This window comes from Furfurilactobacillus sp. WILCCON 0119 (genome assembly GCF_053471565.1).
In genome coordinates, this window is sequence record NZ_JBPCCV010000006.1 from 163,171 (window position 1) to 188,803 (window position 25,633).

A 25,633-nucleotide genomic window follows, 5' to 3' on the forward strand; every position below is an offset into this window, starting at 1 on the left:
CCAACAATATGACAATTGATTACAATTATTACATTAAGATTACGTTAAGCGTTTTTTGCCTAGTAAACCTTTTCACCCGTCTATTATTAGGCTTTCTCGCACTGAACGCAAGCAATCAGCCTTCATACTTTCTTAAACTTTTTAACCGAAACTATACCATTTTTAAAATGAAACTCATCATCACGGGGACCACCACCAGAGATAAAAGTGTCGTTTCTGTCACCATCACCGCCGCAAAATCCGCGTCGGCATGGTAAAGTTTGGCCACGACTGGTGCATTCGTCATCACCGGCATGCACGATTGAAGGACGAAGACTTGTTTCATCATCACGGGCATACCACTTCGCTGAACAAGTAGTAACATTAATGTTGGCGCCGCGATAAACCGCCCAAAAAGAACCCCAGCACTGCTTAAATCAAAGCGCATGTTCTTCAAGCCTGCTTGGTAAATGGAGATTCCAATAAAGATCATCGACAACGGGACGGTAAGTCCACCAAGGTACCCAAACGTTTGATTTAAGAAATACGGGAGGTGCACATTCCATAGAACCAGGAGAACGCCGAACATGAAGCCTAACAGCGGTGCCGAGAAGACCTTTTTCAACACCGTTTTGACGTTTAACCGTTCGTGAATTTGGCCGTCTCGTTGAATGAAGTAAACCCCAATGGTCCAAAAAATCGTCGTGTTGGCCATGTAGTACACCAGGACATACGGTAAGCTTTTACTTCCAAAAATTGCCATGTTGATCGGCAGACCCACAAAAACCGTATTTGAGTTGAAGAACATGGAGGTAAAAAGCCCCCGGCGCCCTGGCTCAATGTGTAACAGGCCGACCATCCCCCACGCAATCACCATGAGCAAAAGCATTGAGATGACCGGATAGCGTAAATCAGGCAGGAGGGCCACCAGTTCACGTTTAGAAAAATCTTTTGTCACCGAAACAATCATGTACGGTGGTAACGCGACTTGTGTGACCAGCTTGGCCACTAATTTTGTGCTGTCTTCATTAAACCAGCCCTTAGCGGCCAAAACATAGCCCACGGCCACCATGATGATGATCATGAGGACGCCCGTTGTACTTGCCAATAATCCTGCCATTATGCCATCCCTTTACCCAACGTTATTCTTTCAGTATATCACGTCATTTTGACGTCGCCCTGAATGCAAAAATAAACCGGTTGAGTCCCCATCACGGGAAATCAACCGGTTTATTTTTAACTGTCATTTACTTTGCTTGGTTTCGCTTCGTGCTTCGTTTGGCTGCAAGCCCACGGAAATCACGCAGAATCATTTGACCAAAGGACAGCGCCTTAACCACATGATCTGGCCCAACGTAATTACGGATGGCCCGCAAAATTACCTTTGGCTTTCGTGCGGAGAACCGGTACGCCCCGTTATGTTTCGTTTGGATCGTAAACCGTGGGATCCATTTCCCCCGAAACATGACAGAAGCAACCACGTTGTCCACTTCTTCCCAGGGAATTTGAACAAACTTATTGGTATCACGATCGTTATAAAATTCAAACGCCTTATCGCCCACCATCAGTTTACCGTACTCGCTCATTCCCATGTACGATGTCCCTTCAGTAACTAAGTCGACCTTTGTATTTAATGATTCTGCCATGTCTTTTCTCCCTACTCTGTAAGCCCACGTTGCACTACGAACTGCGCCATAAACAACAATAGCGGTTGCTGCCCACACGTGGGTACAAGCCGCCATTGCCAATAATATCTAATTTTACAACCAACCAATCACGTGGAGCAAGATCCCAACAACGAAGATCCCAAGAATGATAACGATTGGTGAAACTTTCTTCTTCAGTAACCACATGCACAAGAAGGTTAACAGTAATGCAGCCAACCCAGGAATCAATTGATTCAAGTTGTCTTGCAACGTTGTTACCTTAACGTTTGACAGGGATAAGCCCTTGCCCAAGTTGTATTGTGTTAAGGCTTCCTGAATCCCTTTAGAACCCTTTGGTAACTTACTCCATTCGATGTAAGAACCCTTTTGTTGTTGAATCGTTGAAACAACTGGCAGGAATTTAATTGAAACCCACCGTTGAATCAAGGCCCCAATAACAAACATCCCCATCATGGAAGCACCACGGGTAACCTTTTGCAGCAACCCACCAGAAAGGTCTTCACTGATTCGTGAACCAGCACGGTAACCAAATTCTTGGGTGTACCACATGAAACTCCAACGGATCAAGTTCCATAAGACGAAGAACAAGATTGGTCCAAGAATGTTACCACCAATGGCAAGTGAGGCACCAAGGGCACCAACAATTGGCCGAACGGTGAACCAGAAGACAGGGTCACCGACACCAGCCAGTGGTCCCATCATCCCAACTTTAACCCCTTGGATCGCAACGTCGTCAACGGCAGCACCGTTAGCACGGTCTTCTTCCAGGGCTAAGGTAACACCAAGAATTGGTGAAGCCAAGTATGGATGAGTGTTAAAGAATTCCATGTGTCGCTTGTAGGCGGCGATCCGGTCTTCTTTTTTTGTGTATAACTTATTGATAGCAGGCATTAATGAGAATAACCAACCACCATTTTGCATCCGTTCATAGTTCCATGAACCTTGGATGAACGTTGACCGCCAAGCAACCTTTAACCGATCACTTTTTGTTAATGTAATCTTTTTATTATCAGCCATTATCGTTTCTCCTTCCCTCGGTTTAATAGTCGTCTAAGATGTCGCCGAGTGGATCACCACTAGTGCGACCACCGCCGTTACCACCACCGTTACCACCTTCATCAAGCTTCAGGTAGATCAGGGCAAGTGATAAACCAATGGTCCCAATTGCGATCAATGTCAATTCTGACAAAGCGGCAAGGGCAAAACCAATGGCAAAGAAAGGCCAAACTTCGCTAGAAGCCATCATGTTAATAACCATGGCATAACCAACGGCAACGACCATCCCACCACCGATGGCCATCCCATCGGATAACCATGCAGGCATTGCTTCAAGCATTGCCCGAACTTGTGCAGCAGGGATAATTAACAGTAAGGCAGCTGGGATCGCGATCCGCAACCCTTGTAAACAGATACAAATGATCTGCCACATGTTGATAGAACGGTAATTCCCCTTTTCTGCAGCCGCGTCCATAATGTGGATGATGGCAACAGTAATGGTCCGAACGATCATGGTTAAGAATAAACCGGCAACGGCCAGTGGGATCGCAATCGCAATCGCTGAACCGATTCCCTTAGTTCCTTGACCACCTTGGACCAAAATAATAGCAGATGCAACGGATGCCAAAGCGGCATCAGGAGCGACGGCGGCACCAATGTTGGCCCACCCTAAGGCGATCATTTGTAATGACCCACCTAAAATTAATCCGGTGGTTAATTGGCCTGAAACCAGTCCAATCAACGTACATGCAATCAGGGGTTGATGAAATTCAAATTCATCCAAAATCCCTTCCATGCCGGCAAAAAACGCAACGATCACGACTAAAATCATTGAAATAGCAGACATCTGACGTTCCTCCTACGTATTGTGAGATTACTTAACTAGGCTTGTAATTCTTTACGGGCCTTGTTAATGATATCGTCCATGTTAGCACCTGAATCATCAGGAACCTTACGAACATCGAACTTAACGCCAGCGGCCTTCAAATCATCAAAGGTCTTCACGTCCTCTTTCCCTAAGGAAAGCACTTTACTTACGGCAACTTTCCCAGCTGAGTGAGCCATTGAGCCAATGTTCAATGTCTTAATGTCCACCCCACCCTGAATGGCACGAAGCGCATCCTCTGGTGTTTCAAATAAGACAAGGGCCTTTGTGGCACCAAAACGAGGATCTTTGGCAATTTCAATCATTTTATCAACTGGAATGACGTTGGCCTTAACACCAGGTGGTGTTGCTTCCACAATCATGTTCTTCCGTAACGCGTCTTTGGCCACGTTATCAGAAACAACGATAATCCGATCTGGGTTGGTTGAACGCGTCCATGCAGTGGCAACTTGACCATGCAATAACCGTGAGTCAACACGTGCTAACACAAACTTAATGTGACCGTCCCCAAGAACCGTCCCAGGTGCAATAGCTTCCTGTTGTTGTTCTTCAGCAGCTGCCTTTGGTGCTTCGGCAGGTTGAAGTGTTTCAGGTTTAACCCGAACCCCTTCCTTACCAGTCTCAACGATGTGAGTCGCAATTTCTTGCGCTGAATCCATCGTCATCCGTGAACCATAAGCTTCGATGACCATTGGTAAGTTCATACCAGTGACCATTGCCCATGTGTCCTTATGTCCCTCAAAGAGGCTGCTGGCCTGATTGAATGGTGTTCCACCCCAAAGGTCGATCAGAATCAACACTTGATCAGGATCGTCAAACGTTGCAACTGCTTTTTCAAACTTGGCGTGAACATCATCTGGGCCTTCGCTTGGCAACAAGGTGACTGTTTGAACGTTCTCTTGCTTACCGAAGATCATTTCACCAGATTGGTAAATGCCTTCTGCAAAGCCACCATGACTTGCTAAGATAATACCTACCATGAGTGTCCCTCCTAAAATAAATATTTGAAACCAAAATTAGTGTCAGCGATTTGTTGCTCGCTGAAAAACAGGTGCTACAGACCATGCTCGGTCAACAACGCCATTAGATCTAGTTGCTGATCTGTTGGGGTCTTTTGCACTTCAAGCTTGACCCCGGCGCCGGAAAGTTCGCGGAAGATGGTTGCATCTTCTTTGCTCACCGCCACGGCGTCCGTGATCATCGTCTTACCATCGGTGTAGCTTAAGCTACCCACATTGACAGACGTTAACGTGACACCCCCGACAACTGCTCGTTGAACATCCGCTGGTGTTTCAAACAACAGCAATGCGTCGAGATCATCGAAATGGGCATCTTGATAAATGTCAATCAACCGCTGAATGGTAATGGCACTGACCGTCACACCGGCAGGCGCTGCCTTAATGATCAGGTCTTTACGCAAGGCATCTCCTGCTGCACCATCGGAAACAACCAAAATCTGCTGAGGGCGTAACGCCCGGGTCCAAATCGTGGCCACCTGGCCATGCAATAACCGTGAGTCAATTCGTGCTAAGCGAATCTTCATTGTCATGCTTGTCCTCCCTTAGTTGCAACTAAACCTCGAGATGCTTGATTCCAGCCTTTGCAATTACCTCTAGATGGGCAATAACATCAGCTAGTGGTTGGCGACGAACCGTATAGGCTTCCACTAACATCGGGAGATTAACTCCCGTCAGTAGTCCCATTCGCACAGAATGTTCTGCAACGAGTTGACTTGCAACGTTGAAGGCTGGTCCACCCCAGACATCAACCAAAAACAACACTTCGTCATCCGCGGCAAATGTCGCAAGAATCTGGTCGTATCGTTTTCGAAGTTGATCTGGGTCGTCGTCTTGAGTGACACCCACGGCAACAACCTTCTCTTGGTTACCAAAAATCATGGCTGATGATTGCGTGATTCCTTCTGAAAAAGTCCCATGACTGGCAACGATAATTGCGATCATTTCGTCTTCGTTTCCTTCCCAAATGCCCTTAATCAATAAAATCGTTTAATACATCGAGAAATATTGGACCGTTTCTCCGTATATGTATTATAACCATTAACTACCGTTTAGCAAAGCGCTTACAATCGGTTCGGCAAAAAAATGTCGATTACCCTTACGTACGCTAATGCTACCCAGTGGTTTACAAATCTTGAGCACGGGACTAGCATACCGTAGTGAAGCGCTTACATCAAGCACAAATCAACGCTAAACTGTCCGACAAGTTACCAAATGGACTAGACAAGTTGTTAGACCGGCGTTTGCCAATTCTTAAGTTTCTTAAACTTTTTTCAACGCGCCCAGAATCGTCGTCAACAAATGCCAATGAAGCGGCGAAATCACTTGTGTAAGTCCTTTACATCAGCATCGCCAATTGGTCGGCATCACGGACAATAATTTGGTTTCCTGGACGTTTTTCGATCCATCCAGACCGTTGAAACGCCAGTAACTTTCGGCTGACCGTTTCCGGCGTGGTTCCTAAATACACCGCAATTTCCTTTTTAGGCATGGGCAACGTAAACGATTGTTGGGCCGGAAAGCTGGCCGCCGTTTCTACCAAGTACCCAGCCAGCCGTCCCTCGATCGAGGTTGTGCTCACTGCCGTCGTCTTCGTTTCCAATTGGCTGATCCGTTGACCAAACGCATTCACGAGGTTTAAGGCTAATTGTGGTGCGGTTTGCAATAACTGCTGAAAGTCAGCTCTCGCAATCGTGCACACCCGTGATTCCACAAGCGTTTCTGCAAAGCTTGTCCGCGTACTCTGGTTAAACAGCGCTGCCTCTCCATCAAAATCCCCAGATTGTAAGAGGTACAGTAACTGTTCACGGCCATTAGCCGCTAACTGATAAACCTTTGCTTGACCGGAAGCGATAATCGTTAACGCCGTCGCGGCTTCTCCTGCCGCAAAAAGCGTTGTTCCTTTGGGATATGTCACCTCATGGACCAGCTGGCTCACTTGCGCCAATGCGTCCGGTGCCAGTGTCTTAAAGATGGGCACCAGCTTCAAACAGTCCTCACCGTGATCGCCATGTCCCGTCTGGGTCTTCGTCATTATGTGTTCCCCCAACCGTTTATTAATTCCGTCTTTTAAAAAAAGCGTAAACACTTTGTTTTAATAAGTGAATCTGTTATATTAAATAGTAACTGTTACTGTTATAAAGTGCAATTGAGTTTTGTTGCCCGTTTCTATTAACATTGTTGATCACGGAGGATCATCGCTCAATGGCAAAAAAGTCAAAAATCATTAAAGAACAACGCATCGAAGCCACGGTGGCTAAGTATGCCGCGCGCCGTGCACAATTAAAGGCAGACCACGATTACGCTGGTCTTGCGAGTTTACCAAAAAATGCATCACCCGTTCGAATTCACCGGCGGGATCAAATTGACGGCCGGCCGCACGCCTACCTGCGTCAGTTTGGCTTGTCACGGCTCAATTTTCGCCAATTAGCACTCCAGGGGAAAATTCCTGGCGTTCGTAAGGCGAGCTGGTAATTTACGGTACAAAAGAAAGATCTGACGATGGCCTCTCGCCGTTGTCAGATTTTTTTCTAATCACATCAATACTGATGACCCCGGGCAAGGCGCACCTGTGGCAGTTGAATGACATACCCGACTATGCCAACCAGTAGCCACCCGCCCGTTATCATCAGACTAATCCACAGAGAACCGGTGCCCGTTTCAATTCGTGTCACAGGTTCTGAAAACGGAAATAGGGTTGCAAACAGACGTAGCCATTCCGGATACTTCGTCACGAGGACCAAACACCCAGCCACCAAAATTGTCACCGAAGCAAAAAAATTGGGAAAGAAGTACGGATTTTTCATTTGCCACGACAGGCTCCAACCGGTAAAGCCAACCACCACCCCGGCACCAAGCAGTCCCGGTAACACCATGATCCCGCTCATGACCACGCCCACGGGTGCCCCCAAAATAAGCGCCCCCACTAAATTTACCGCGGCTAAAGCTGCGCCCGCCAGTAGTGCGGTCGCAACTTTAGTGGCCCAGTAATAGGCATTGGCGGGGGCTTTGGTAATTAATTCCACATCAATCCCTAAGCGTGCATCCGTTACTAATAGCTGCGCCATGGCTTGCAGCGTCAGTGTGGTCGCGTCAATGCACACGGTCGCAATCACGATTTGCCACTGAAACCCAGTACCATATTGATCATTGATCAAAAGGAGTAACGCTAAGTTAGTAACCGGTAGCAGAATAAAGTAAATGAGCCGGGTGCGCCAATTTGCAAAGTAGGCCAACGTTGAAAACTGTGTCATCATTTTAAATTACCTTGAGCGTCCCCTTCTTTTTAGCTAAGACCATGATATGTTTGGTTATCCCTGCCGTTAAACCAACCCACAACGTTATGCTCACAATATAGGCGTCCCAGTGTAAGTGTCCGTTACCAGTTAGCGCTGAAATTGGTGCGGTGATGGGAAAAAGCCACTGTGAGACCGCCATTACTGGTCGTGTCAGTGCTTTACCCCCAAACAACCCCGTCAGTAACACAATTGGCACATCAATCAAACTTTCATAAACCAGTGCGTTAGGCGTGAGTGTGAAAAACGCGGCCAGTAAGAGACCCATCAATGCCGCACCACCCCACAGACAGATAACCCAAAATAACCAGTTTAACGAAAGCGAACCAACCATCACGCCCGTCACTTTAGCAAGGCCATACGCAAGCGGAAAGGCCAACAATCCGTAGCTAGATGCTGGCAGCAATAACGCAATTAACGAGCCACGCTCATCATAGCGGGTGTTAACAATGTAGGGCAGTGTGCCCTGAAACCGTTGAAAACCAATGCTTCCAGCGGCCGTTGCGGTTGAGGCCCAGAGACCCACAACACCACTATTGATCCAAAGCTGCGGATTGGCTAACCCGTCATTGGCATAGGCAACGACGTACTGAAGCAGAAAAATGCTTGCTGTACTGGTGACCGTCAGCCAGAAAAAGTACTGATTTGATCCATATTGTTTAAAGTGAAACCAAAATAATCGTAAAAAGCGCACGCTACCGTCTCCTTAACTGTGGTGCCAACGCTAAGTAGGATTCTTCCAATGTCGCCGGTCGATCAATACGCTGAACCTTCGATTGCGCGACAATCTCGGCCACCGTTCCCGTCGTGAAGACCTTCCCAGCCCCTAATAACACAACCTTGTCTGCTAATGTTTCAACTTCCGTCATCGTGTGACTTGTTAACAGGACACTCGTCCCCGCGTTAACCAAGTCCGCAACCGTGGCCCGAATTCTAGCAGCGATCTCAACATCAAGCCCACTAGTCGGCTCATCCAGCAACAATAACTTTGGGTCTCCCAGTAGTGCCCGGGCAATGTGCAACCGCTGGGTCATCCCCTTCGAAAAGGATTGCACCCGCTTATCGGCCACATCACTCAGCTTAACAATGTCTAAGACACGCGCAATTTCTTCTTTTTGGGCACGGTGTGAGACCTTCGCCAAATCCGCAAACAACCGTAAATTTTGTCGGGCAGTTGCCCGGCCGTAGAAGCCCAGTTCGCCACCAAACGACACGCCAATGTTGGGGCGGCGTGTTCGCTTGGTCAACTGCTGCCCATCAAAAATAATTGTTCCTGTCGTTGGCAAAAGATAGCCGCCAATAATGCTGACCGTTGTCGTCTTCCCCGCCCCGTTTGGCCCCAGTAAGGCCACAACTTCCCCAGCACCGATCTGAAATGAAACGTCCGTCAGTGCGGCAAAGGTCTGGCCATGACTGCGATAGCTCTTTGCCAGGTGCTCAACACTTAGAATGTGATCCATCATGTCCCCCTCAAGGTAACCCCGCGTTTCTAGTTTTCCACCACAAGTATTCACATTGTAATTTAATCTTTTTATCACATTTTAGCAACTTTATTATCATTTTTCGCGCAAAAAAAGCGTGTTGATTGCCATGACACTGGCATCAACACGCTTTGTTTTTTTCTGATAATGAACAAGGTTAGTCATCCGTTTTAGCAGATAAGTCCAAACTCTTCCGCAGTTCGTTTGTAACCCGTTGTTTTTCTGAATGACTGACCACTTCAAACGATTGACCGTCAATCATCTGACCAGTTCCCTGCATGTGGTCTGTTGTCATATCTTTTGTTGCTGACCGGTAATTTTGGGCCAGTTTGACAAGGTCTGAGCTCGTCAAGTCCGTTTGTGATTCACCAGAAATTGATTCTAAGAACGATGAATTCAACACCGTCTTCACGTCAATTGATTTCTTAAATAATGCTTGAACCACCAACCGTTGTCGACTTTGACGGCCATAATCCCCTTGAGGATCATCGTAACGCATCCGTGAGAAGCGGAGGGCCGTTGTCCCGTCCATATGGTAGGACTGCCCCTTTGTAAAGCTTGAGCCTTCGTAGCTAAATGTTAGTGGTGACGTTACCGTTACCCCACCAACTTCATCGATGGCTTTCTTTAATCCACCCATGTTTAACAACGCGTAGTAATCAATTGGCACGTTTAACAAGTTTTGGACCGTTTTAATGGTTGTCCCAACACCACCATACGTGTAGGCCGCATTGATCTTTGCTGGTGAATACTGGGGATAACCAGCAATATCCGTCATCGTATCACGGGGTAAGCTCACTAACGTCATCTTTTTGGTCGATGGGTTAATTGTGGCAATCATGATGGTATCCGTCCGCCCCTTGTAATCACGGCCAAGGGCTCCAGTATCCGTTCCTAAGAACATGATGGAAATCGGTTTTTTGTTGTTTAAGAGATCCTTTGTGTCCCGCTGTTTCGTAATTCCCGCAGATTTGTAGGCCTTGTTTGCCGCTGAATTAATGTTATGGTACGCAACGGCACCAAACCCAACGATGACCAATAAGAGCACAACAATGATGCCCCAAAACCATCGCCACGGATGGAAACGGCGTGGCTGTTTCCCGCCCTGACGGCGTTGTGCCCGTGATGATGTCTGTTCTTGATTCGGTTCGTTATTCATGAATGCTCTCCCCAAAATAGTCTGATAAGATTGCTATTTACTGATTGTAAACCATGTCATTCGTCGGTAGCTTAAAAAACTTAAAATAATTACTTTTTCACAAATATTTTAAAATTTTCTTAGACTAAAATAATGGTTAATCCACTAAAAAAGACATTCAGCAATCGCCGAATGTCTTCATTATGCGGCCACCGAGACTTGAACTCGGATGATCAAAAAGATCACAAGATCCTTAATCTTGCGCGTCTGCCAATTCCGCCATGGCCGCATCAACAAGAATAATAGTACCAAATAATTAAACCTTTGGCAATCATCCTTTTGATTTTTCCCTCATTAATTTAATCGCCAACATCGTTTTGCAACTGCTGGAGAACTGGTCCGTCATTGGGCTGTGGGTGAACCCCCACGATATCTAAGAAGAAGGCCACAATCGGTAAGCCAACAATCAGGCCCCAGGTTCCAAATAATTGTTCACTGATAATTAACGTCATGAATGTCACAAAAATTGGCAGATCCGTTGCGGTTGCCATTAACCGGGGGTGCAGGAAGTACGATTCAAAGAAGTGGATCACAACCACTAAAATGATGACCTCAACGGCCTTCCAAAGACCTCCACTTGCAAACGCAATCAGTGTTAGTGGAATCATGGAGATCAAAACGCCGGCCACGGGAATCAGCCCAAGAATAAACACGATGACTGATAAGACCATTAAGCTCGGCATTTGCAGAATAAACAAGCCGATCGCCATTAACACGGTGTTGATGGTACAAATGATCAGTTGCGTTTCCACGACTGTGCCCAAAATGAGGACAAACTTATGGGCAAGGTAATAGACAATCGTAAATAACCGTTTAAACCGGCTGTGTAAGAAGCCTCGGCCAAAGCGACTCATTCGCCCATAAGACGCCGTGAAAATCAAACTGAGAAACATGGCGATCCCAACATGAGAAAAGGCCGTTCCGACGGTTTCCAGGCCCTTCAGCCCCGTCATCAACGCCGTTTGTCCGTGCTTCATTAACTCACTACTATTAAACGCCGTGTTGACCCATTGATCCAGTTGCTTGTCCCACACCGGATGATTTTCAATTGCCTTACTAATCATGCTGGGAATGCCGCTAAATTGCTTCGCAAGTGACGGTGCAGCATACGAAATGGCTGCCGTTAGGAGGCCTAATACCACCACGTACACGATCAACGTTGCCAGAATCTGTCCGACCGGAAGCCACCGGCGCAGATGGGTGGTCGCAACCACCGCCAAGTACGAAAAAATCGTAATCAGTAAAATGATCGACAGAAACTGGCGAAGACAAAAGAGCACCACAATGAGGCCCGCCAATGTTAGGTAAACCTGAACATCCTCCTGCTTAAACCATCGATAAACTCGTTCCATCCCCTATTTACTCCCGTCTTGACGTTTTATCATCTTACGCACTACTTTAACACTCTTTCCCCAGATTTCTAATGACTACCCCCCGGTTTAGCGCCACCACTTTCCGTCACCAACCGTAAGTGCCCACCACAGACCCCGCAAACATACCGGGCCGTGTTGACCCGCCGGCGTCGGTGAAAATGGCGCCCACAATCACGACACACATAATCATACTCATGCGGTGGCCGGCGCTTAGCTGGTGCACTCACTGGTGCCGGCGCATATCGGCTTCCACCAACCGCTGCTAATAACTGGCGAAACTCCCGACTCCGGTGATCATAAGGGTGGCCTGTCATGGCCAGATGATAGTGAACAAGCTCATGTTTGATCACCCCAACCAACGTTTCCTCATCAAAGTCTTCAATCATTTTTGGATTAATGTCAATGTGGTGATCCTTCAAATGGTATCGTCCACCCGTTGTTTTTAAGCGCCGGTTAAACACCGCCTGATGCCTAAACGGTCGGTCAAACGACGTTAACGAAATATGTTCTACCAAGTGCTGCAATTGCTCGTTTGTCATCTGCTTCCCCCTTAAATCATCAAAAAAAGCGAAAACCAGTCATGATTTTCGCTCCCATTATTAAAGACATACGTGTTCAGCGCAATCTTTATTTTAGTGTTTACCCGTTTGCCATCAAGATGCTTTGGATCAAACGAATAATGCGATCCATCGCCTCATTTTGGTCGGTCTCAGACTGGTCAAACTTCGCCTGATCCACACTGCTTGTCTCCAGTACCAGGCTGTCCGTCATTGCCTGGCAACCAGCGGTATATGCTTCATACGCTGCCTTTAAACTCTGTTGCTTACCCATGAACCGGGCCGGCGCCTGCATTCTTTTCAATTTTTCGTTGTAGGCCTTGTAACGATCCGTTCCATCCTGGAATTCAGCCTTAATGTCTGCTAGTTCAGTCGATGACAAATCAATTAGCTGTCCGCCAACCGTTCCTTGCTTCAGCTTTGAGTAGTAGGGTTCCAAGTCTTTTTGGACATCCTCTGTATCTGTAATTAACTGGGACAGGGTCCGGCCGTACACCATCATCAAGTTCTTTTTCACAATGAGACTCCTTTAGTGTGCCACTCATTCATGGCTTAGTTACGCTGTAATGAACGCTGAATTAATTTTACCACTTCTACGATCAAAATCATTGTCATCCCTGCACCAATCACAATTAACCATTGGAACCAGTCCAACGTCGTTACATGGAACAGACTGTTAAAGCCAGGGACTAAAATGGTTGCCGCAAGTAACACAAAGGCCGTCAGAATGGCCCAGTTAAAGGCCTTATTCTTAAACAGCTGTTTGGTAAAGAGCGTCCCATGGATCGACTTGGAGTTAAAGGCATGGAACAATTGAATCAACCCTAACGTCGCAAAGGCCATGGTCAACGCATCCGCATGAATTTGGGCACTGCCAGCATGCACTGGGAACGTTAACGCCAACCAGTACACAAGAAGTGTCAGGCCACCCTCCAGTAGTCCCTGGTAGATGATGTTCCCAAACACACCACCCGATAAGAAGTTTGATGTGCGGCCCCGTGGCTTCTGCGCCATGATGTTCTTTTCCGCTGGTTCCAGCCCTAACGCAATCGCTGGGAATGTATCCGTCACCAAATTGATCCACAAAATGTGGACGGGCGCCAGGATCTGCCACCCCATCATGGTCATCACAAACAGTGTGAGCACCTCACCAAGGTTCGCCGAAAGCAGGTATTGGATGGCCTTTTGAATGTTTGCAAACACCTTCCGCCCTTCACGCACAGCCACCACGATGGTTGAGAAGTTATCGTCAGCCAACACCATGTCAGAGGCGCCCTTAGACACCTCGGTCCCGGTGATTCCCATTCCGACCCCAATGTCGGCCGCCTTCAGTGCTGGGGCATCATTGACCCCATCCCCTGTCATGGCAACGACCTTTCCCAGTTGTTGCCAGGCGTTAACGATCCGAACTTTATGCTCGGGTGCGACCCGGGCATATACGGAATACTGCTGGACCTGCTTGGCAAACGCTTCGTCGCTCAAGTCGTCTAATTGCGCTCCGGTGATTACCCCAGCTGAGTCATCCGCAGCAATAATCCCTAACCGAACGGCAATCGCGCGGGCAGTATCCGCATGGTCCCCGGTAATCATCAACGGACGAATCCCAGCTGCTTTGGCTTCCGCCACGGCACCGGCAACTTCTGGCCGTTCTGGGTCGATCATACCGACGAATCCAGCAAAAATCAGATCCTGCTCAACGGCTGCGGAGGTGAGTGTCGTTGGCACTGTTGCCACTGGTCGGTACGCAAACGCCAGCACCCGCAGTGCCTGAACGGCTAACTGGTGGTTAATGGTCAATAATTGTTGACGGTTATCTTCACTTAACTCAACGACCTGACCGTTTGATTGAACATGAGTCACCCGTTTTAACAGCTCATCAGGCGCCCCCTTAACCGTTACCCAGTACCCACTGTCCGGGCCCATTTGGTTCACGGTCGTCATCAGCTTTCGTTCTGAATCAAACGGAATTTCGGCAACCCGTGGATGAGCTGCCAAGAACGGTTCTGGTTCAACACCATGATCGATGTTGTATTGGATCAACGCCGTTTCCGTTGGATCACCGATCAGGCCCTCCGCCGTTTCCTTGGTGTCATTATTCAACATCAGCAGTGTGGCTAACAGCCCCTGGTCATTTTCCGCCGTGGCACCAGCCGCCTCTTTTGCCGGCAGTTGTTTTCCATCGACAATGACAGCTTCGACCGTCATCTTGTTTTGGGTCAACGTCCCCGTCTTATCAGAGGCAATAATGTCCGTGCTTCCTAACGTTTCAACCGCTGGTAACCGCCGCACCAGCGCATTTAACTTCGCCATTCGCGTCGTTCCCAACGCAAGTGTAATTGTGACGATGGCTGGCAAACCTTCTGGAATGGCTGCAACAGCCAGTGAAATGGCCGTTAGAAGCATGTTGATCAGTGATTCGTTGCCCCGTAACATCCCCACACCGAAGACAACCACGGCCACCACTAAGATCAACCCGGTCAGAACTTTCCCTAGGTGGGCAAGGTTTTCCTGGAGTGGTGTTTTGTGTTCTTTGGTGTTATCCAGCATCCCAGCGATCCGACCAACCTGCGTCTGCATCCCGGTTTCTGTGACGATCCCCACACCACGACCATATGTCACGTTACTATTCATGAAGGCTAAGTCTTGTAGATCCCCTAGCCCCGCCTGACTATCCGTCACAGGCGCCAACTGCTTGTTGACCGGCACTGATTCACCAGTCAACGCAGATTCCTCAATCTGTAACGAGGCCACCTCGATCAGCCGCATGTCGGCCGGTACGATGTCCCCTGCCTCAAGTAACACAACGTCACCCGGCACAAGGTCATCACTTTTGACCGTCACCGTTTCACCATCACGCCGAACGTGTGCATTCGGGGCCGCCATTTCCTGAAGTGCATTAATTGCTTGCTCTGCTTTGGCCTCCTGAAACACACCGAAGACCGCGTTTAAGATCACCACAAGTAAAATGATGATGGCGTCAACGACTTCACCCGTCAGTGCGGCCACCACCGCGGCCACAATCAACACGATGATCATTAGATCCTTAAACTGGGCTAGAAACTTTTCAACAAGTGTTGTTTGCCGTTTACTAGCCAGTTCATTTTTACCCACGTCAGCTTGTCGTTGTGTGACTTCCGCGGAGGTTAACCCCGCAGCTTGCCCCTTAACCTGCGTAAACGTCTCCTCAACCGTCCATTGTGCTGCCTGCGGTAATTGTGTTTGTTTCATTCCAATTCCTCCCGTGTCCGTGCGTCACGTTGGTACAAAAAAAGACCCATGAACGCACACTTAAAAGTGTCGAACATGAGTCTCACTATTTAAGACAAAACCAGAACAAGTCTTGTTGGTGGCGTTGTCACGGTCTACCGGTGGACCGAACGTCCAGCCAGTAAGCCATTAGTTACTCCCTCATTTATCGTAAGCCAAATTATACAGAGGTCGACTGGAAAACGCAAGTTAAACGCCCCTACTTTGTTGGCTTCCAAAAATCATCAAAAATGCTGATTGGCAAATGACGTTTATGCTGCGTCTTTTGGTACCAAGCCTCAATCTTGTCAGCGCTCGCGTCACTAATGGTCTTACCTTCAAGGTAGTCATCGATCTCATCGTACGTCACGCCCAACGCAACTTCGTCAGGCAATGCCGGCCGGTCATCTTCAAGATCTGCCGTTGGCACCTTTAAGTACAAATGTTCTGGGGCTTTAAGAACGGCCAGCATGGCTTTCCCCTGGCGCTTATCCAAGCGGTACAGTGGTGTAATGTCCGTCCCACCGTCACCGTACTTCGTGTAAAAGCCGGTCACCGCTTCCGCTGCATGATCCGTCCCGACAACGGCACCACTCAGTTCACCGGCAATGGTGTACTGGGCGATCATCCGCTCACGCGCCTTGATGTTCCCCTTGTTAAAGTCAGCCACCGTCAGATCGTTTGCTTCAACGGCGGCAACCCCAGCATCCACTGCGGGTTGCACGTTCACCCGCATCACTTGGTCGGCCGCCATAAACGCAATGGCGGCCATTGCGTCCTGTTCATCCGCCTGCTCACCATACGGGAGCCGCACGGCCACAAATTGGTACGCTGTGTCACCTGTTTCCTCACGCAGTTCACTAATGGCCATTTGTGACAGCTTACCAGCCAGTGTCGAATCCTGACCGCCAGAAATCCCCAAAACCAACGTTTTTAAAAATTGATTGGCCGTTAAGTAGGCCTTCAAAAAGTCGACACTTTTCCGAATTTCTGTCTGTGCATCAAAATCCGCGCTAACACCCAGTGCCTTAATAATTTCTGCTTGTTTTGCTCTCATTTTACGGCCTCCTAGTTATCAAACTTCAAGGAACTCACGTAGTCATGAACTTCTTTAATAATGCTTTGCTTGTGATCCCACAACCGTTGTGATAAATCGACCGGGTAAATTTGTGGGTTGAGGTCCCGCTTGTATTCATCCCACAGTGACGCCAGTTGTTCTGCGGCAAACGTTCTGGTTTCCTGTAATGTCGGCACTTCGTATACTTGCTGACCATCACGGAAAATATCCACCAGCACAGGCCGTGCATCAAAATCCGTCACGTCTTTATTAATGTATGTGTAGCTTGGATGGAACATGTGTAGCCGTTTCGTTTGATCCGGGCGTTCATCCGTGAGCGCCATGTAGTCACCCTCGGACTTACCATCCGCCTTCTTGGTAATTCGCCACACCTGCTTTTTCCCGGGTGTCGAAACCTTCTCTGCGTTGCTGGATAGTTTGATCGTATCAACCATCGTGCCCCGTTCATTTTCAACGGAGACCAGCTTGTAAACGGCGCCGAGGGCTGGCTGATCAAACGCGGTGATGAGCTTAGTGCCCACGCCCCACACGTCGATTTTGGCGCCCTGCATCTTCAGGTTTGTGATCGTCTTTTCATCCAGATCATTAGACGCGTAGATTTTTGCGTTCGGGAAGCCCGCCTCATCCAGCTGTTCACGTACCCGTTTTGAAATGTACGCCATGTCACCAGAATCGATTCGCACACCCAAAAAGTTGATCTTGTCGCCAAGTTCACGGGCGACCCGAATGGCATTTGGGACACCAGAACGCAACGTGTCATACGTGTCGACCAAGAACACACAGTCCTGGTGTGATTTCGCGTATGCCATGAACGCTGTGTAATCATCCCGGTACGTTTGCACCAAGCTATGGGCGTGTGTTCCGCTCACAGGAATTCCGAAAATCTTTCCCGCACGCATGTTACTGGTGGCGTCAAACCCACCGATGTACGCAGCCCGGGTACCCCACAGTGCGGCATCCATTTCCTGCGCCCGCCGTGTTCCAAATTCCAAGATGCCATCGTTACCCGCCACGGACCGAATCCGCGCCGCCTTGGTCGCAATTAACGTCTGGTAGTTCACGATGTTTAGGAGCGCCGTCTCAACAATCTGGCAATCAGCCAGCGTGCCTTCGACCTGAACGAGCGGTTCATTATTGAAAACCAGGTCCCCTTCTTTAGCCGCCCGAATGGTTCCCGTAAACTGGAAGTCCCGCAGGTAGTTTAGAAAATCTTCGGGGTACTGGTTTGTTGACTTCAAATAGGCCAAATCAGTGTCCGTAAACCGTAACTGGTTAATGTAGTTTACAATTCGTTCTAGTCCGGCAAACACCGCATAACCGTTGTGAAACGGTAAATCACGAAAGTACAGTTCAAAGACAGCGTGACGATCAGCCACCCCATCTTCAAAATACGTTTGGACCATGTTAACTTCGTAAGCGTCCGTGTGCAGCGTCGAACTATCATCTGGATACCGCATTACCATCCTAATCTAAGTCCCTTCTCTTGTCCCTTGTAAGTTATTCATCATTTTACCATAACCGACCCAAAGCGACGTGCTTTCACGTCATTTGTTTTAAACCAAACGTAAAAAAACGACCGGACACATGTCCAGCCGTTCGCCATTCATATTAACGTTCCAGGTAGAACTCAAAGCGATTTCCGACATACTGTGTCCGAACATATTCAAACGGTGTTCCATCGTCTAAAAATGACACCTGCCGCAATCGTAACAACGGATCATTCCGTTTTACATTCAAATATTCTGCAACCCGTTCACTGGCTGTCATCGCAGAAACTGTTTGCTGGGCATGACCGACCGTTAAACCAGCCTCGTCCTCCAGGACATGATACAGCGAGTTGGTAACGTCTTCTTTCGAAAATTTCTGAATCAGCCGTTCAGGAACCGTTGCCACTTCAAAACAAATCGGTTCATCATTACCATAACGAATCCGTTCCATTCGGAGGACCTGTTCATCTGGCGCCAGCTGCAACTTTTCACTTTCCGAAAGTGATGGCGTTGTGATGTGGTAGGAAACCGTGCGTGATGACGGTACTTTCCCTGCCTGTTCCATGAGTTCAGTAAAACTCGTCACCCCAGACATCCGTTCCTGAACCTTTCGATTCGCAACGTACGTCCCGGCACCAACACGGCGTTCAAGCAAGCCTTCTTCCACCAGTGTTTGCACCGCTTGACGTAACGTCATCCGGCTCACGCCAAACTGAATGGCGAGTTCACGCTCAGAGGGGATCTTATCCCCAACCTGCCACTGACCGTCTTCAACAGCCTTTCGCAACTGATTATGAATTTGAATGTAAATGGGTGAGGCCATGTTGTTCATCCCTTAACTTTAATGAATTTATTTAAGTCCGTAATTAATCGTCAAACCGCCGTCCGTAACTGTAAGTCCGTTCAAGGTTTTGCGTCCGGTCCATCAGGTTAAAATCAGCGTCCTTACCGGCTGCCAAAACCCCTTTTGTGGTGAGACCAAATTCTTCCGCTTGGTTAACAGACGACATTTGAACGGCTTCTTCAATTCCACACCCAGTAAAGTACTGGATGTTTCTAAAGGCGTCATCATACCGCAAAACAGAGCCAGCCAAGTTACCGGATTCCAACCGTGCCTGCTTGTCCTTAACGATCACCTTTTGGCCGCCAAGTTCGCTAACTCCCTCTGGCATCCCTTTAGCCCGCATGGAATCTGTCACAAGATCAATGCGTTCAGGCCCCTTTTGGTCATAAGCCAACTTGATCATGTCAGGGACAATGTGGAACCCATCACAGATCAGCTCACAGTACATGTTATTTTCAAGCATGGCGTGTCCCGTAACCCCTGGTTCACGGTGCTTGAATTCACGTTGCGCATTGTACAAGTGCGTCACGTGTGTTGCTTTGGAAGCCAACAATTGTTCACGCGTTGCGTTACTGTGACCCACGGATGGCACAATGTTGTGACTCAAGCAGTACTTTTCAAAGTCACGTGAACCAGGATCTTCTGGCGCATACGTGATCAACCGAACCCGGTTACCGGATAACTTGTTCCAATTATCCAACAGGTCAACGTTTGGATCAGTGATGTATTGTTCCGGTTGGGCACCCTTAAACGTTGCTGAGATAAAGGGCCCTTCCAAATGAACCCCTTTGATGACGGGATTCTTTTCCGCAGCGGCCGCAATCCCTTTCATCGCACCGTCCAATTGTTCTGTTGATTGCGTCATGGTCGTTGGGAATAACGTTGTTACCCCTTCATGGATCATGTCGTTTGTCATTTCATCAATTTGGTCGGCATCCCCATCCATTGCATCGAAGCTGTAGCCCCCATGACAGTGAACGTCGATGAATCCAGGAACGATCATCTTACCAGAAACAAATTCAACTTCGTCATCAGGTTCGGCAACGTAGTCACTCATCGCGCCAACCGCCTCAACCTTATCGCTAAAGCGGATGTAGCCGTCGTTAATTTTTTCCTCACCTGTATAAATGATCGCATGCTTTAAAACCGTACTCATTGAATCTTCCTCCTCAATTGAAAAAGCTCATTTGGTTACGCTTCCAGTATAGCTGGTATAGACCATTTTGACAACGACGTTATTCTTGATCCCGTTTGATGGTGGCGTCGATTCCCTTAACCACCGCCGTCATTAACCCGGCTTCTTCCATTGCAAGTAATCCTGCCACCGTTGAGCCACCCGGTGAAGACACCTGGTCAATGAGCCCAAACGGGTTTTCGGAGGATTGAAGGACCATCTTTGCGGAACCCTCCGTAACAGCGGCCGCGATCCGCGTTGCTTCAGCCTTTGTTAACCCATGTTTAACACCAGCTCGTGACAAGGCGTCAATGAAGAAATAGATGAAGGCCGGTGAGCTACCTGCTAACGCTGAAAAGGTACTAAAGTCACGTTCTGCTAATGCAGCCGTACTACCCACAGCATCGAAGAGCCCCTTTGCATCCGCTAACTTTGCACCCGTCAAGTTTTCATTAGCAGCCACCGCTGTCATTCCCGCACCGATGGCGACATTGACGTTTGGTAACGTCCGCAAAATGGGCAGATCAAAACCAGCTAACTCCTCCATCTTTTGAAGGCTCAAGCCAGCCACGATGGAAATGAGGACCTTTTGGCCAGAGTTTAACTGTTCACGGATTTCTTTAAGCACGTCTGCGGCCATAATCGGGGTAACCGCAAGCACAACGAAATCACTATTCTTGGCCACTTCGGCATTTGTTGCCGCCGTTTGAACCCCCGTCGTCTCTGCAAACTGTTGATAATGGGCTGGATGGGCACTATGAACAATAATGTCAGCAGGTGCAAGTGCATCCGCGTCTAACAACCCGTTGATAATTGCTTGTGCCATTCCGCCAACACCAATAAAACCTAATCGCATGTCTGATCATCCCTTCATTTTCCGTTCAATTACCGTTTCGCCGTTAAACAGGTCGACCACTAAATTATGTATCCGGTTTAAAGACTTATCTGATTAGAATGTAACCGATATAGACCACTAATGCAACCGCCTGCACTTACTTTCTAAAAAAACAACCCGTTCCAAGCGTGACGCCATGGTTCGTTTGCTAAACCATTACCGCAGCAAACGACCAATCAGGTCACCAATCAGAACGGGCTTCTTCATTATTTTTAACGCTTACTGGTGCGGATCATGAGCTGCATGCCATGCCTTGATCTGGGCCAAACGCTCCCCAATTCGCCGCTCCGATCCCTGCGTCGTTGGTTCGTAATACGTGTGACCAACCAAATTATCTGGCATGGTTTGGAGCGTCGTCAGTTTGTCCGCCGCGTCATGGGCATATTGATAATCCTCCCCGTAGTGAAGATCTGCCATCAACTTGGTGGGGGCATTGCGAATTTGCAATGGCACCGGTTCTGCCAAGGAATCCAGTGCGTCCGTCTTCGCTGCCGCATACGCGGTGTAAATGGCGTTTGATTTTGGTGCTAACGCCAAATACGTGACCGCCTGTGCCAGGTTAACGGTACACTCCGGCATGCCGATCAAATGGGCGGCTTGATAGGCAGCAACGGTGATTTCTAACGCCCGTGAATCTGCCAAACCGACGTCCTCACTAGCAAACCGAATCAACCGGCGGGCAACGTATAACGGATCTTCGCCACCTTCAAGCATCCGGGACAGCCAGTACAACGCCGCATCCACATCCGAATTGCGCATGGATTTATGCAAAGCCGAAATGATGTTGTAATGCTCATCCCCCTTTTTATCGTACATGAGCGATTTCCGGGAAACGAGCTGGGCCACATCCGCTTGATCAACTGCCGTCACCCCATTGATCTGCTGACCATTCAGCACGGCCATTTCCAGGGTGTTGAGCGCCACTCGTGCATCCCCGTTGGCAAAATCTGCAATGGCTGCCACGGTGGCCGGGTCGATCTGAATCGTTTGCTTACCAAAGCCACGCGGATCAGTCAGCGCTTGCTGAAGTAACCGCTCTAAGTCATCGTGTGTCAGCTGGTGAAGCACAAACACCTTCGTTCGTGACAGCAAGGCCGAATTAATTTCAAACGAGGGGTTCTCCGTCGTGGCCCCAATCAGCGTAATGCTCCCCTTTTCCACAAACGGTAAAAAAGCGTCCTGCTGGGCCTTATTAAACCGGTGAATTTCATCCACAAAAACGATTGTTCGTTCACCAAGTTGCCGGTTTTCCTCGGCGTCCGTCATGACCTGCCGGATCTCTTTGATGCCACTGGTCACCGCACTGAAGTTAATGAAGCGCGCTTGCGTCTGGTTAGCAATGATTCTTGCTAATGTTGTCTTTCCCACTCCGGGTGGACCCCAAAAGATGAGTGACGACAACACATCACTATCAATCAGCTGGCGAAGCACTTTACCAGGCCCGATTAAATGCTGCTGCCCCGCAAACTCGGCCAACGTTTGCGGGCGCATCCGGCTTGCTAACGGTTGATTAACTTCATCAGCTTGTTCAAATAATGATGTCTCTTCTGCCATTTGTTTACCCCTCCGTCAAACATGCGTTCGTATACTAATTATAGCACGGTGCCGCTTTAAAAAACAAAAAAGACTACTAATATATAGCAGTCTTTCAACACAAATAATTACTTTTCTTTGTGACTGTCGCTATCGTAATGCCACTTGTTCTTCAAATAATAGTAGAACGGAATGCCCAGTGCCGTCACGACAATCCCAATTGCTGTTGTCACAAACTGTGTGAACAACGTGTTAATTAAAATGAACAAACCACCAATTAACGCAATGATCGGAATCCACGGGTACAACGGAACCTTGTACGGCCGGTTTAACTCCGGTTGTTTTCGCCGAAGAACGATGACAGCCACAAACGCCATACAATAGAAGACCCAGATCACAAAGATCAACATATTGGTAATTGCGTCAAATTGACCGGAAAGCATCATCACAAAGGCAATCACATACTGAATTAATCCTGCGGCCCACGGAATGCCCGCCTTGTTCAGTTTAGAAAAAACATCGCCAAATGGCAGCTTGTGTTCAACACCCATTACATACGGAATCCGCATCCCGGTCATGGTGTAGCCGTTGAGCCCACCATAAACCGAAATCAAAATTCCAATGGTGACAAACTTGCCACCCATGCCACCAAACAAAACCTTGGCAACATCAGAAGCCACGTTAAGGTTTCCGGCCACATGACTCACTGGTTCAACGGATAAGAACACTGCGTTGACCAGTAAATAGACAAGCATAATGCACCCAATTCCAAGGGCGATTGCGCGGGGAAGATCCTTTTTCGGATTCTTCATTTCACCAGCGATATTCCCAACGTGGATCCACCCATCGTAAGCAAACATGGTCGCTAACAAGGCGTTCCCCAGCGCCGTCCAAAAGGCGCGGTGCGGACCGGCAACCACTGGAAAGAGTGAAAAGTTGACCCCACCGGAATGAAAGAAGCCTAAAACAACGATCAAGACTAACGGAATTAATTTAACAACCAACGTGACAGAGGTCACCCAGCCGCCCGCTTTGGCACTGATCCAGTTGATCAAAACCAGTGACAATGCTGTAATCATCGCAACCGGGACGATCCAACTTTGCTTAAGTCCAAACAGATTAGCGAATTGTGTCCCAAACGCAATTGCAATTGCGGCCACATTCGCCGGAAAGTAAATAATGGCTTGCGCCCAGCCAGCTAGAAACCCCCAGAACCCACCATACGTGTGTTCAATGTATCGGGTCAGGCCACCAGTTTCTGGAAATGCGGCGGCCAATTCGGCCCCCGTCAGCCCGGCACAGATGGTGATGACACCACCCAAGAACCACGCTAGCATCGCTAGACTGGCAGTGCCGGTTGATTCAGTCACTGCGGCGGCCTTGAAGAAAACCCCCGTTCCAATGACAGTCCCCATAACGGTCGATAATGCCGGGAAAAAGCCAATCGTCTTCTTTAAGCCAGTATTGGTGTTGGAATCCCCTTTATTTTCCATGTTCTTCACCTCTAATTAAACTGTTTATGTTTCTGATAGAACTCAAACACGGCGAACATTATGACGAACCACGCAGCGGAAATCATAATCGAAACACGCGTGCTTTTTTCAAACAATAGAACGATTAAAACGCCGAAAAAGAACGTCAACGTTAGATAATTCGAGTACGGGAAAAACGGCATTGTAAATGACGCCGGTTGTTCATGCTTTTCTAACAACCGTTTACGATACGCAAGGTGTGCAATGATGAGGACAGACCAAACGAAGATAAAATTCATGGTGGCAACACCCGACACCAGGTTAAAGACGCCTTTTGGAATGAGATAGTTTAAAATAACGACCACAAAGAGCACGAGCGACGAGAATTGCAACGCGTTATTTGGCACATGACGTTTATTCAGTTTCGCAAAAAAGCGTGGGGCGTTGCCGCCAACAGCCAAGGATCTTAGCGTGCGACTCGTACTAAAAATGGCGCTATTGCAAGCAGACATTGCTGCCGTCAGGACAACAAAATTAATGATTGCTGCTGCCGACTGAATGCCAATATCAGAGAAGACCTGAACAAACGGGCTTTGATTGGCCATCAGTTTATTCCACGGATAAATCGCCATCGTGATGACCATTGAGCCGATGTAAAACAGGCCAATCCGAATTGGCAGGTTGTTAATGGCTTTAGGTAAATTTTTCTCTGGATCTTCCGTTTCACCAGCGGTCAGGCCCACCATTTCGATGCCGACAAAAGCAAAAATAACCATCTGGAAGGCGTTTAAAAATCCCGTTACTCCGGTTGGGAAAAAGCCGCCGTGTGCCACTAAATTTTTAAAACTTGCCGTTGACGTTGGCGTTTTATAGCCAATCATCACTAAGTACAAACCGCCGGCAATCATTGCCAAAATGGCCACCACTTTAATCATGGCAAACCAGGATTCCATTTCACCAAATAAACCAACGTCTGCAAGGTTAACCATCATCAAAAGCAGGATGATGATCAGTGGTGTTGCCCACTGTGGGAAATGCGGGAACCAAAACCTCATGTAGATTCCCGAGGCCGTTAAATCGGCCATTGCGATGGTGATCCAGCAAAACCAATAGGTCCATCCGGTCACAAACTCAAAGCGATTTCCCAGATAGCGTTTAATGAAATCAATAAACGAGTGCAAATTTGTGTCTGATAGCAGCAGTTCACCGATTGATCTCATCAAAAAGAAGCAAAAACTTCCTGCAATAAAATACGCCAAGATGATCGATGGCCCTGCTTCACGAATGGCGGTTCCAGACCCAAGAAACAGTCCGGTTCCAATGGCGCCCCCAATCGCAATCATCTGAATATGCCGACTTTTCAAAGACCGTGATAACTGCTGGTCTTCCTTATCCATACAAAATCATCCTTTTTTACGTTTAAAGAAAAAGGATGTTGCATCAAAAGGTGCAACA

25 protein-coding genes and 1 tRNA gene are annotated in these 25,633 nt (G+C 48.2%); 1 reads left to right on the top strand and 25 read right to left on the bottom strand.

The annotated features are described in order from the left end of the window. Nucleotides 1–151 precede the first annotated feature (151 nt). The 8 genes from ACRYI5_RS10530 to ACRYI5_RS10565 all read right to left on the bottom strand — a co-directional run bounded on the left by ACRYI5_RS10530 (nt 152) and on the right by ACRYI5_RS10565 (nt 6,579). On the bottom strand, nt 152–1,099 hold the full coding sequence (locus tag ACRYI5_RS10530; protein ID WP_448225208.1) for an AEC family transporter: 948 nt from the start codon (nt 1,097–1,099) through the stop codon (nt 152–154). Between the two features lie 127 nt (nt 1,100–1,226). Next, nucleotides 1,227–1,625 carry a DUF956 family protein gene (locus tag ACRYI5_RS10535; protein ID WP_448225209.1) on the bottom strand — a complete coding sequence of 133 codons (399 nt, stop codon included), beginning with the start codon at nt 1,623–1,625 and terminating at the stop codon, nt 1,227–1,229. 114 nt (nt 1,626–1,739) lie between these two features. After that, nucleotides 1,740–2,663: a PTS system mannose/fructose/sorbose family transporter subunit IID gene (locus ACRYI5_RS10540; protein WP_407880979.1), complete on the bottom strand. Its 924-nt coding sequence runs from the start codon at nt 2,661–2,663 to the stop codon at nt 1,740–1,742. Nucleotides 2,664–2,685: 22 nt separating this feature from the next. Next, entirely contained in the window at nt 2,686–3,489 is an 804-nt protein-coding gene (locus ACRYI5_RS10545) for a PTS mannose/fructose/sorbose transporter subunit IIC (RefSeq protein WP_407880978.1), read from the bottom strand. A 35-nt stretch (nt 3,490–3,524) separates the two neighbouring features. Continuing rightward, complete coding sequence (locus tag ACRYI5_RS10550) at nt 3,525–4,508, bottom strand: PTS sugar transporter subunit IIB (protein ID WP_407880976.1); 984 nt, start codon at nt 4,506–4,508, stop codon at nt 3,525–3,527. A gap of 74 nt (nt 4,509–4,582) precedes the next feature. Then, nucleotides 4,583–5,077, bottom strand: coding sequence for a PTS system mannose/fructose/N-acetylgalactosamine-transporter subunit IIB (locus ACRYI5_RS10555; protein WP_448225210.1), 495 nt, complete (start codon nt 5,075–5,077; stop codon nt 4,583–4,585). Nucleotides 5,078–5,099: 22 nt separating this feature from the next. Beyond that, entirely contained in the window at nt 5,100–5,489 is a 390-nt protein-coding gene (locus ACRYI5_RS10560; protein WP_448225211.1) for a PTS sugar transporter subunit IIA, read from the bottom strand. Nucleotides 5,490–5,883: 394 nt separating this feature from the next. Beyond that, nucleotides 5,884–6,579: a Crp/Fnr family transcriptional regulator gene (locus ACRYI5_RS10565; protein WP_448225212.1), complete on the bottom strand. Its 696-nt coding sequence runs from the start codon at nt 6,577–6,579 to the stop codon at nt 5,884–5,886. Between the two features lie 170 nt (nt 6,580–6,749). Here ACRYI5_RS10565 and rpsN point away from each other — a divergent pair, with 170 nt between their 5' ends. Beyond that, nucleotides 6,750–7,019, top strand: a complete 270-nt coding sequence (gene rpsN, locus ACRYI5_RS10570) for a 30S ribosomal protein S14 (protein WP_407880972.1) — start codon at nt 6,750–6,752, stop codon at nt 7,017–7,019. 65 nt (nt 7,020–7,084) lie between these two features. Here rpsN and ACRYI5_RS10575 read toward each other — a convergent pair whose 3' ends face one another. From ACRYI5_RS10575 to ACRYI5_RS10655, 17 genes are all read right to left on the bottom strand, one after another. Beyond that, nucleotides 7,085–7,801 carry an antibiotic transporter permease gene (locus tag ACRYI5_RS10575; RefSeq protein WP_448225213.1) on the bottom strand — a complete coding sequence of 239 codons (717 nt, stop codon included), beginning with the start codon at nt 7,799–7,801 and terminating at the stop codon, nt 7,085–7,087. A 1-nt stretch (nt 7,802) separates the two neighbouring features. Continuing rightward, a complete protein-coding gene (locus ACRYI5_RS10580) occupies nt 7,803–8,534 on the bottom strand; it encodes a multidrug ABC transporter permease (RefSeq protein WP_448225214.1) in 732 nt (243 codons plus the stop codon). A 1-nt stretch (nt 8,535) separates the two neighbouring features. Further along, nucleotides 8,536–9,303: an ABC transporter ATP-binding protein gene (locus ACRYI5_RS10585; protein WP_448225215.1), complete on the bottom strand. Its 768-nt coding sequence runs from the start codon at nt 9,301–9,303 to the stop codon at nt 8,536–8,538. 175 nt (nt 9,304–9,478) lie between these two features. Continuing rightward, nucleotides 9,479–10,480 (bottom strand): LCP family protein, encoded by a 1,002-nt coding sequence (locus tag ACRYI5_RS10590; protein WP_407880965.1) that lies wholly within the window; start codon nt 10,478–10,480, stop codon nt 9,479–9,481. A gap of 183 nt (nt 10,481–10,663) precedes the next feature. Beyond that, nucleotides 10,664–10,748, bottom strand: a tRNA-Leu gene (locus ACRYI5_RS10595). A gap of 70 nt (nt 10,749–10,818) precedes the next feature. After that, nucleotides 10,819–11,871 carry an AI-2E family transporter gene (locus ACRYI5_RS10600; RefSeq protein WP_448225216.1) on the bottom strand — a complete coding sequence of 351 codons (1,053 nt, stop codon included), beginning with the start codon at nt 11,869–11,871 and terminating at the stop codon, nt 10,819–10,821. Nucleotides 11,872–11,939: 68 nt separating this feature from the next. Then, complete coding sequence (locus ACRYI5_RS10605) at nt 11,940–12,431, bottom strand: SprT family protein (protein ID WP_448225217.1); 492 nt, start codon at nt 12,429–12,431, stop codon at nt 11,940–11,942. A gap of 100 nt (nt 12,432–12,531) precedes the next feature. Continuing rightward, nucleotides 12,532–12,966 carry a hypothetical protein gene (locus tag ACRYI5_RS10610; RefSeq protein WP_407880962.1) on the bottom strand — a complete coding sequence of 145 codons (435 nt, stop codon included), beginning with the start codon at nt 12,964–12,966 and terminating at the stop codon, nt 12,532–12,534. A gap of 35 nt (nt 12,967–13,001) precedes the next feature. Then, nucleotides 13,002–15,677, bottom strand: coding sequence for a cation-translocating P-type ATPase (locus tag ACRYI5_RS10615; protein WP_448225218.1), 2,676 nt, complete (start codon nt 15,675–15,677; stop codon nt 13,002–13,004). Nucleotides 15,678–15,915: 238 nt separating this feature from the next. Next, nucleotides 15,916–16,752, bottom strand: a complete 837-nt coding sequence (gene nadE / locus ACRYI5_RS10620; RefSeq protein ID WP_448225219.1) for an ammonia-dependent NAD(+) synthetase — start codon at nt 16,750–16,752, stop codon at nt 15,916–15,918. An 11-nt stretch (nt 16,753–16,763) separates the two neighbouring features. Then, nucleotides 16,764–18,236: a nicotinate phosphoribosyltransferase gene (locus ACRYI5_RS10625; RefSeq protein ID WP_448225220.1), complete on the bottom strand. Its 1,473-nt coding sequence runs from the start codon at nt 18,234–18,236 to the stop codon at nt 16,764–16,766. A 145-nt stretch (nt 18,237–18,381) separates the two neighbouring features. Then, nucleotides 18,382–19,083 carry a GntR family transcriptional regulator gene (locus tag ACRYI5_RS10630; protein ID WP_407880956.1) on the bottom strand — a complete coding sequence of 234 codons (702 nt, stop codon included), beginning with the start codon at nt 19,081–19,083 and terminating at the stop codon, nt 18,382–18,384. A gap of 43 nt (nt 19,084–19,126) precedes the next feature. Next, nucleotides 19,127–20,260 (bottom strand): N-acetylglucosamine-6-phosphate deacetylase, encoded by a 1,134-nt coding sequence (gene nagA, locus ACRYI5_RS10635; RefSeq protein ID WP_407880954.1) that lies wholly within the window; start codon nt 20,258–20,260, stop codon nt 19,127–19,129. 79 nt (nt 20,261–20,339) lie between these two features. Beyond that, nucleotides 20,340–21,134 (bottom strand): pyrroline-5-carboxylate reductase, encoded by a 795-nt coding sequence (proC, locus tag ACRYI5_RS10640; RefSeq protein ID WP_407880953.1) that lies wholly within the window; start codon nt 21,132–21,134, stop codon nt 20,340–20,342. 258 nt (nt 21,135–21,392) lie between these two features. Then, entirely contained in the window at nt 21,393–22,727 is a 1,335-nt protein-coding gene (locus ACRYI5_RS10645; protein ID WP_448225221.1) for a replication-associated recombination protein A, read from the bottom strand. A gap of 107 nt (nt 22,728–22,834) precedes the next feature. Next, entirely contained in the window at nt 22,835–24,199 is a 1,365-nt protein-coding gene (locus tag ACRYI5_RS10650; RefSeq protein ID WP_448225222.1) for an APC family permease, read from the bottom strand. An 11-nt stretch (nt 24,200–24,210) separates the two neighbouring features. Further along, entirely contained in the window at nt 24,211–25,575 is a 1,365-nt protein-coding gene (locus tag ACRYI5_RS10655) for an amino acid permease (protein ID WP_448225223.1), read from the bottom strand. Nucleotides 25,576–25,633 lie beyond the last annotated feature (58 nt).

Bases quoted from the DNA above. Each gene is read 5' to 3' on its own strand.
- ACRYI5_RS10550 (WP_407880976.1), bottom strand. From the start codon at position 4,508: ATGGTAGGTATTATCTTAGCAAGTCATGGTGGCTTTGCAGAAGGCATT.
- ACRYI5_RS10585 (WP_448225215.1), bottom strand. From the start codon at position 9,303: ATGATGGATCACATTCTAAGTGTTGAGCACCTGGCAAAGAGCTATCGC.
- ACRYI5_RS10540 (WP_407880979.1), bottom strand. From the start codon at position 2,663: ATGGCTGATAATAAAAAGATTACATTAACAAAAAGTGATCGGTTAAAG.
- ACRYI5_RS10605 (WP_448225217.1), bottom strand. From the start codon at position 12,431: ATGACAAACGAGCAATTGCAGCACTTGGTAGAACATATTTCGTTAACG.
- ACRYI5_RS10630 (WP_407880956.1), bottom strand. From the start codon at position 19,083: ATGGCCTCACCCATTTACATTCAAATTCATAATCAGTTGCGAAAGGCT.
- rpsN (WP_407880972.1), top strand. From the start codon at position 6,750: ATGGCAAAAAAGTCAAAAATCATTAAAGAACAACGCATCGAAGCCACG.
- ACRYI5_RS10530 (WP_448225208.1), bottom strand. From the start codon at position 1,099: ATGGCAGGATTATTGGCAAGTACAACGGGCGTCCTCATGATCATCATC.
- ACRYI5_RS10535 (WP_448225209.1), bottom strand. From the start codon at position 1,625: ATGGCAGAATCATTAAATACAAAGGTCGACTTAGTTACTGAAGGGACA.
- ACRYI5_RS10625 (WP_448225220.1), bottom strand. From the start codon at position 18,236: ATGGTAATGCGGTATCCAGATGATAGTTCGACGCTGCACACGGACGCT.
- proC (WP_407880953.1), bottom strand. From the start codon at position 21,134: ATGCGATTAGGTTTTATTGGTGTTGGCGGAATGGCACAAGCAATTATC.
- nagA (WP_407880954.1), bottom strand. From the start codon at position 20,260: ATGAGTACGGTTTTAAAGCATGCGATCATTTATACAGGTGAGGAAAAA.
- ACRYI5_RS10565 (WP_448225212.1), bottom strand. From the start codon at position 6,579: ATGACGAAGACCCAGACGGGACATGGCGATCACGGTGAGGACTGTTTG.
- ACRYI5_RS10555 (WP_448225210.1), bottom strand. From the start codon at position 5,077: ATGACAATGAAGATTCGCTTAGCACGAATTGACTCACGGTTATTGCAT.
- ACRYI5_RS10545 (WP_407880978.1), bottom strand. From the start codon at position 3,489: ATGTCTGCTATTTCAATGATTTTAGTCGTGATCGTTGCGTTTTTTGCC.
- ACRYI5_RS10590 (WP_407880965.1), bottom strand. From the start codon at position 10,480: ATGAATAACGAACCGAATCAAGAACAGACATCATCACGGGCACAACGC.
- ACRYI5_RS10560 (WP_448225211.1), bottom strand. From the start codon at position 5,489: ATGATCGCAATTATCGTTGCCAGTCATGGGACTTTTTCAGAAGGAATC.
- ACRYI5_RS10615 (WP_448225218.1), bottom strand. From the start codon at position 15,677: ATGAAACAAACACAATTACCGCAGGCAGCACAATGGACGGTTGAGGAG.
- ACRYI5_RS10575 (WP_448225213.1), bottom strand. From the start codon at position 7,801: ATGATGACACAGTTTTCAACGTTGGCCTACTTTGCAAATTGGCGCACC.
- ACRYI5_RS10655 (WP_448225223.1), bottom strand. From the start codon at position 25,575: ATGGATAAGGAAGACCAGCAGTTATCACGGTCTTTGAAAAGTCGGCAT.
- ACRYI5_RS10645 (WP_448225221.1), bottom strand. From the start codon at position 22,727: ATGGCAGAAGAGACATCATTATTTGAACAAGCTGATGAAGTTAATCAA.
- ACRYI5_RS10600 (WP_448225216.1), bottom strand. From the start codon at position 11,871: ATGGAACGAGTTTATCGATGGTTTAAGCAGGAGGATGTTCAGGTTTAC.
- ACRYI5_RS10650 (WP_448225222.1), bottom strand. From the start codon at position 24,199: ATGGAAAATAAAGGGGATTCCAACACCAATACTGGCTTAAAGAAGACG.
- nadE (WP_448225219.1), bottom strand. From the start codon at position 16,752: ATGAGAGCAAAACAAGCAGAAATTATTAAGGCACTGGGTGTTAGCGCG.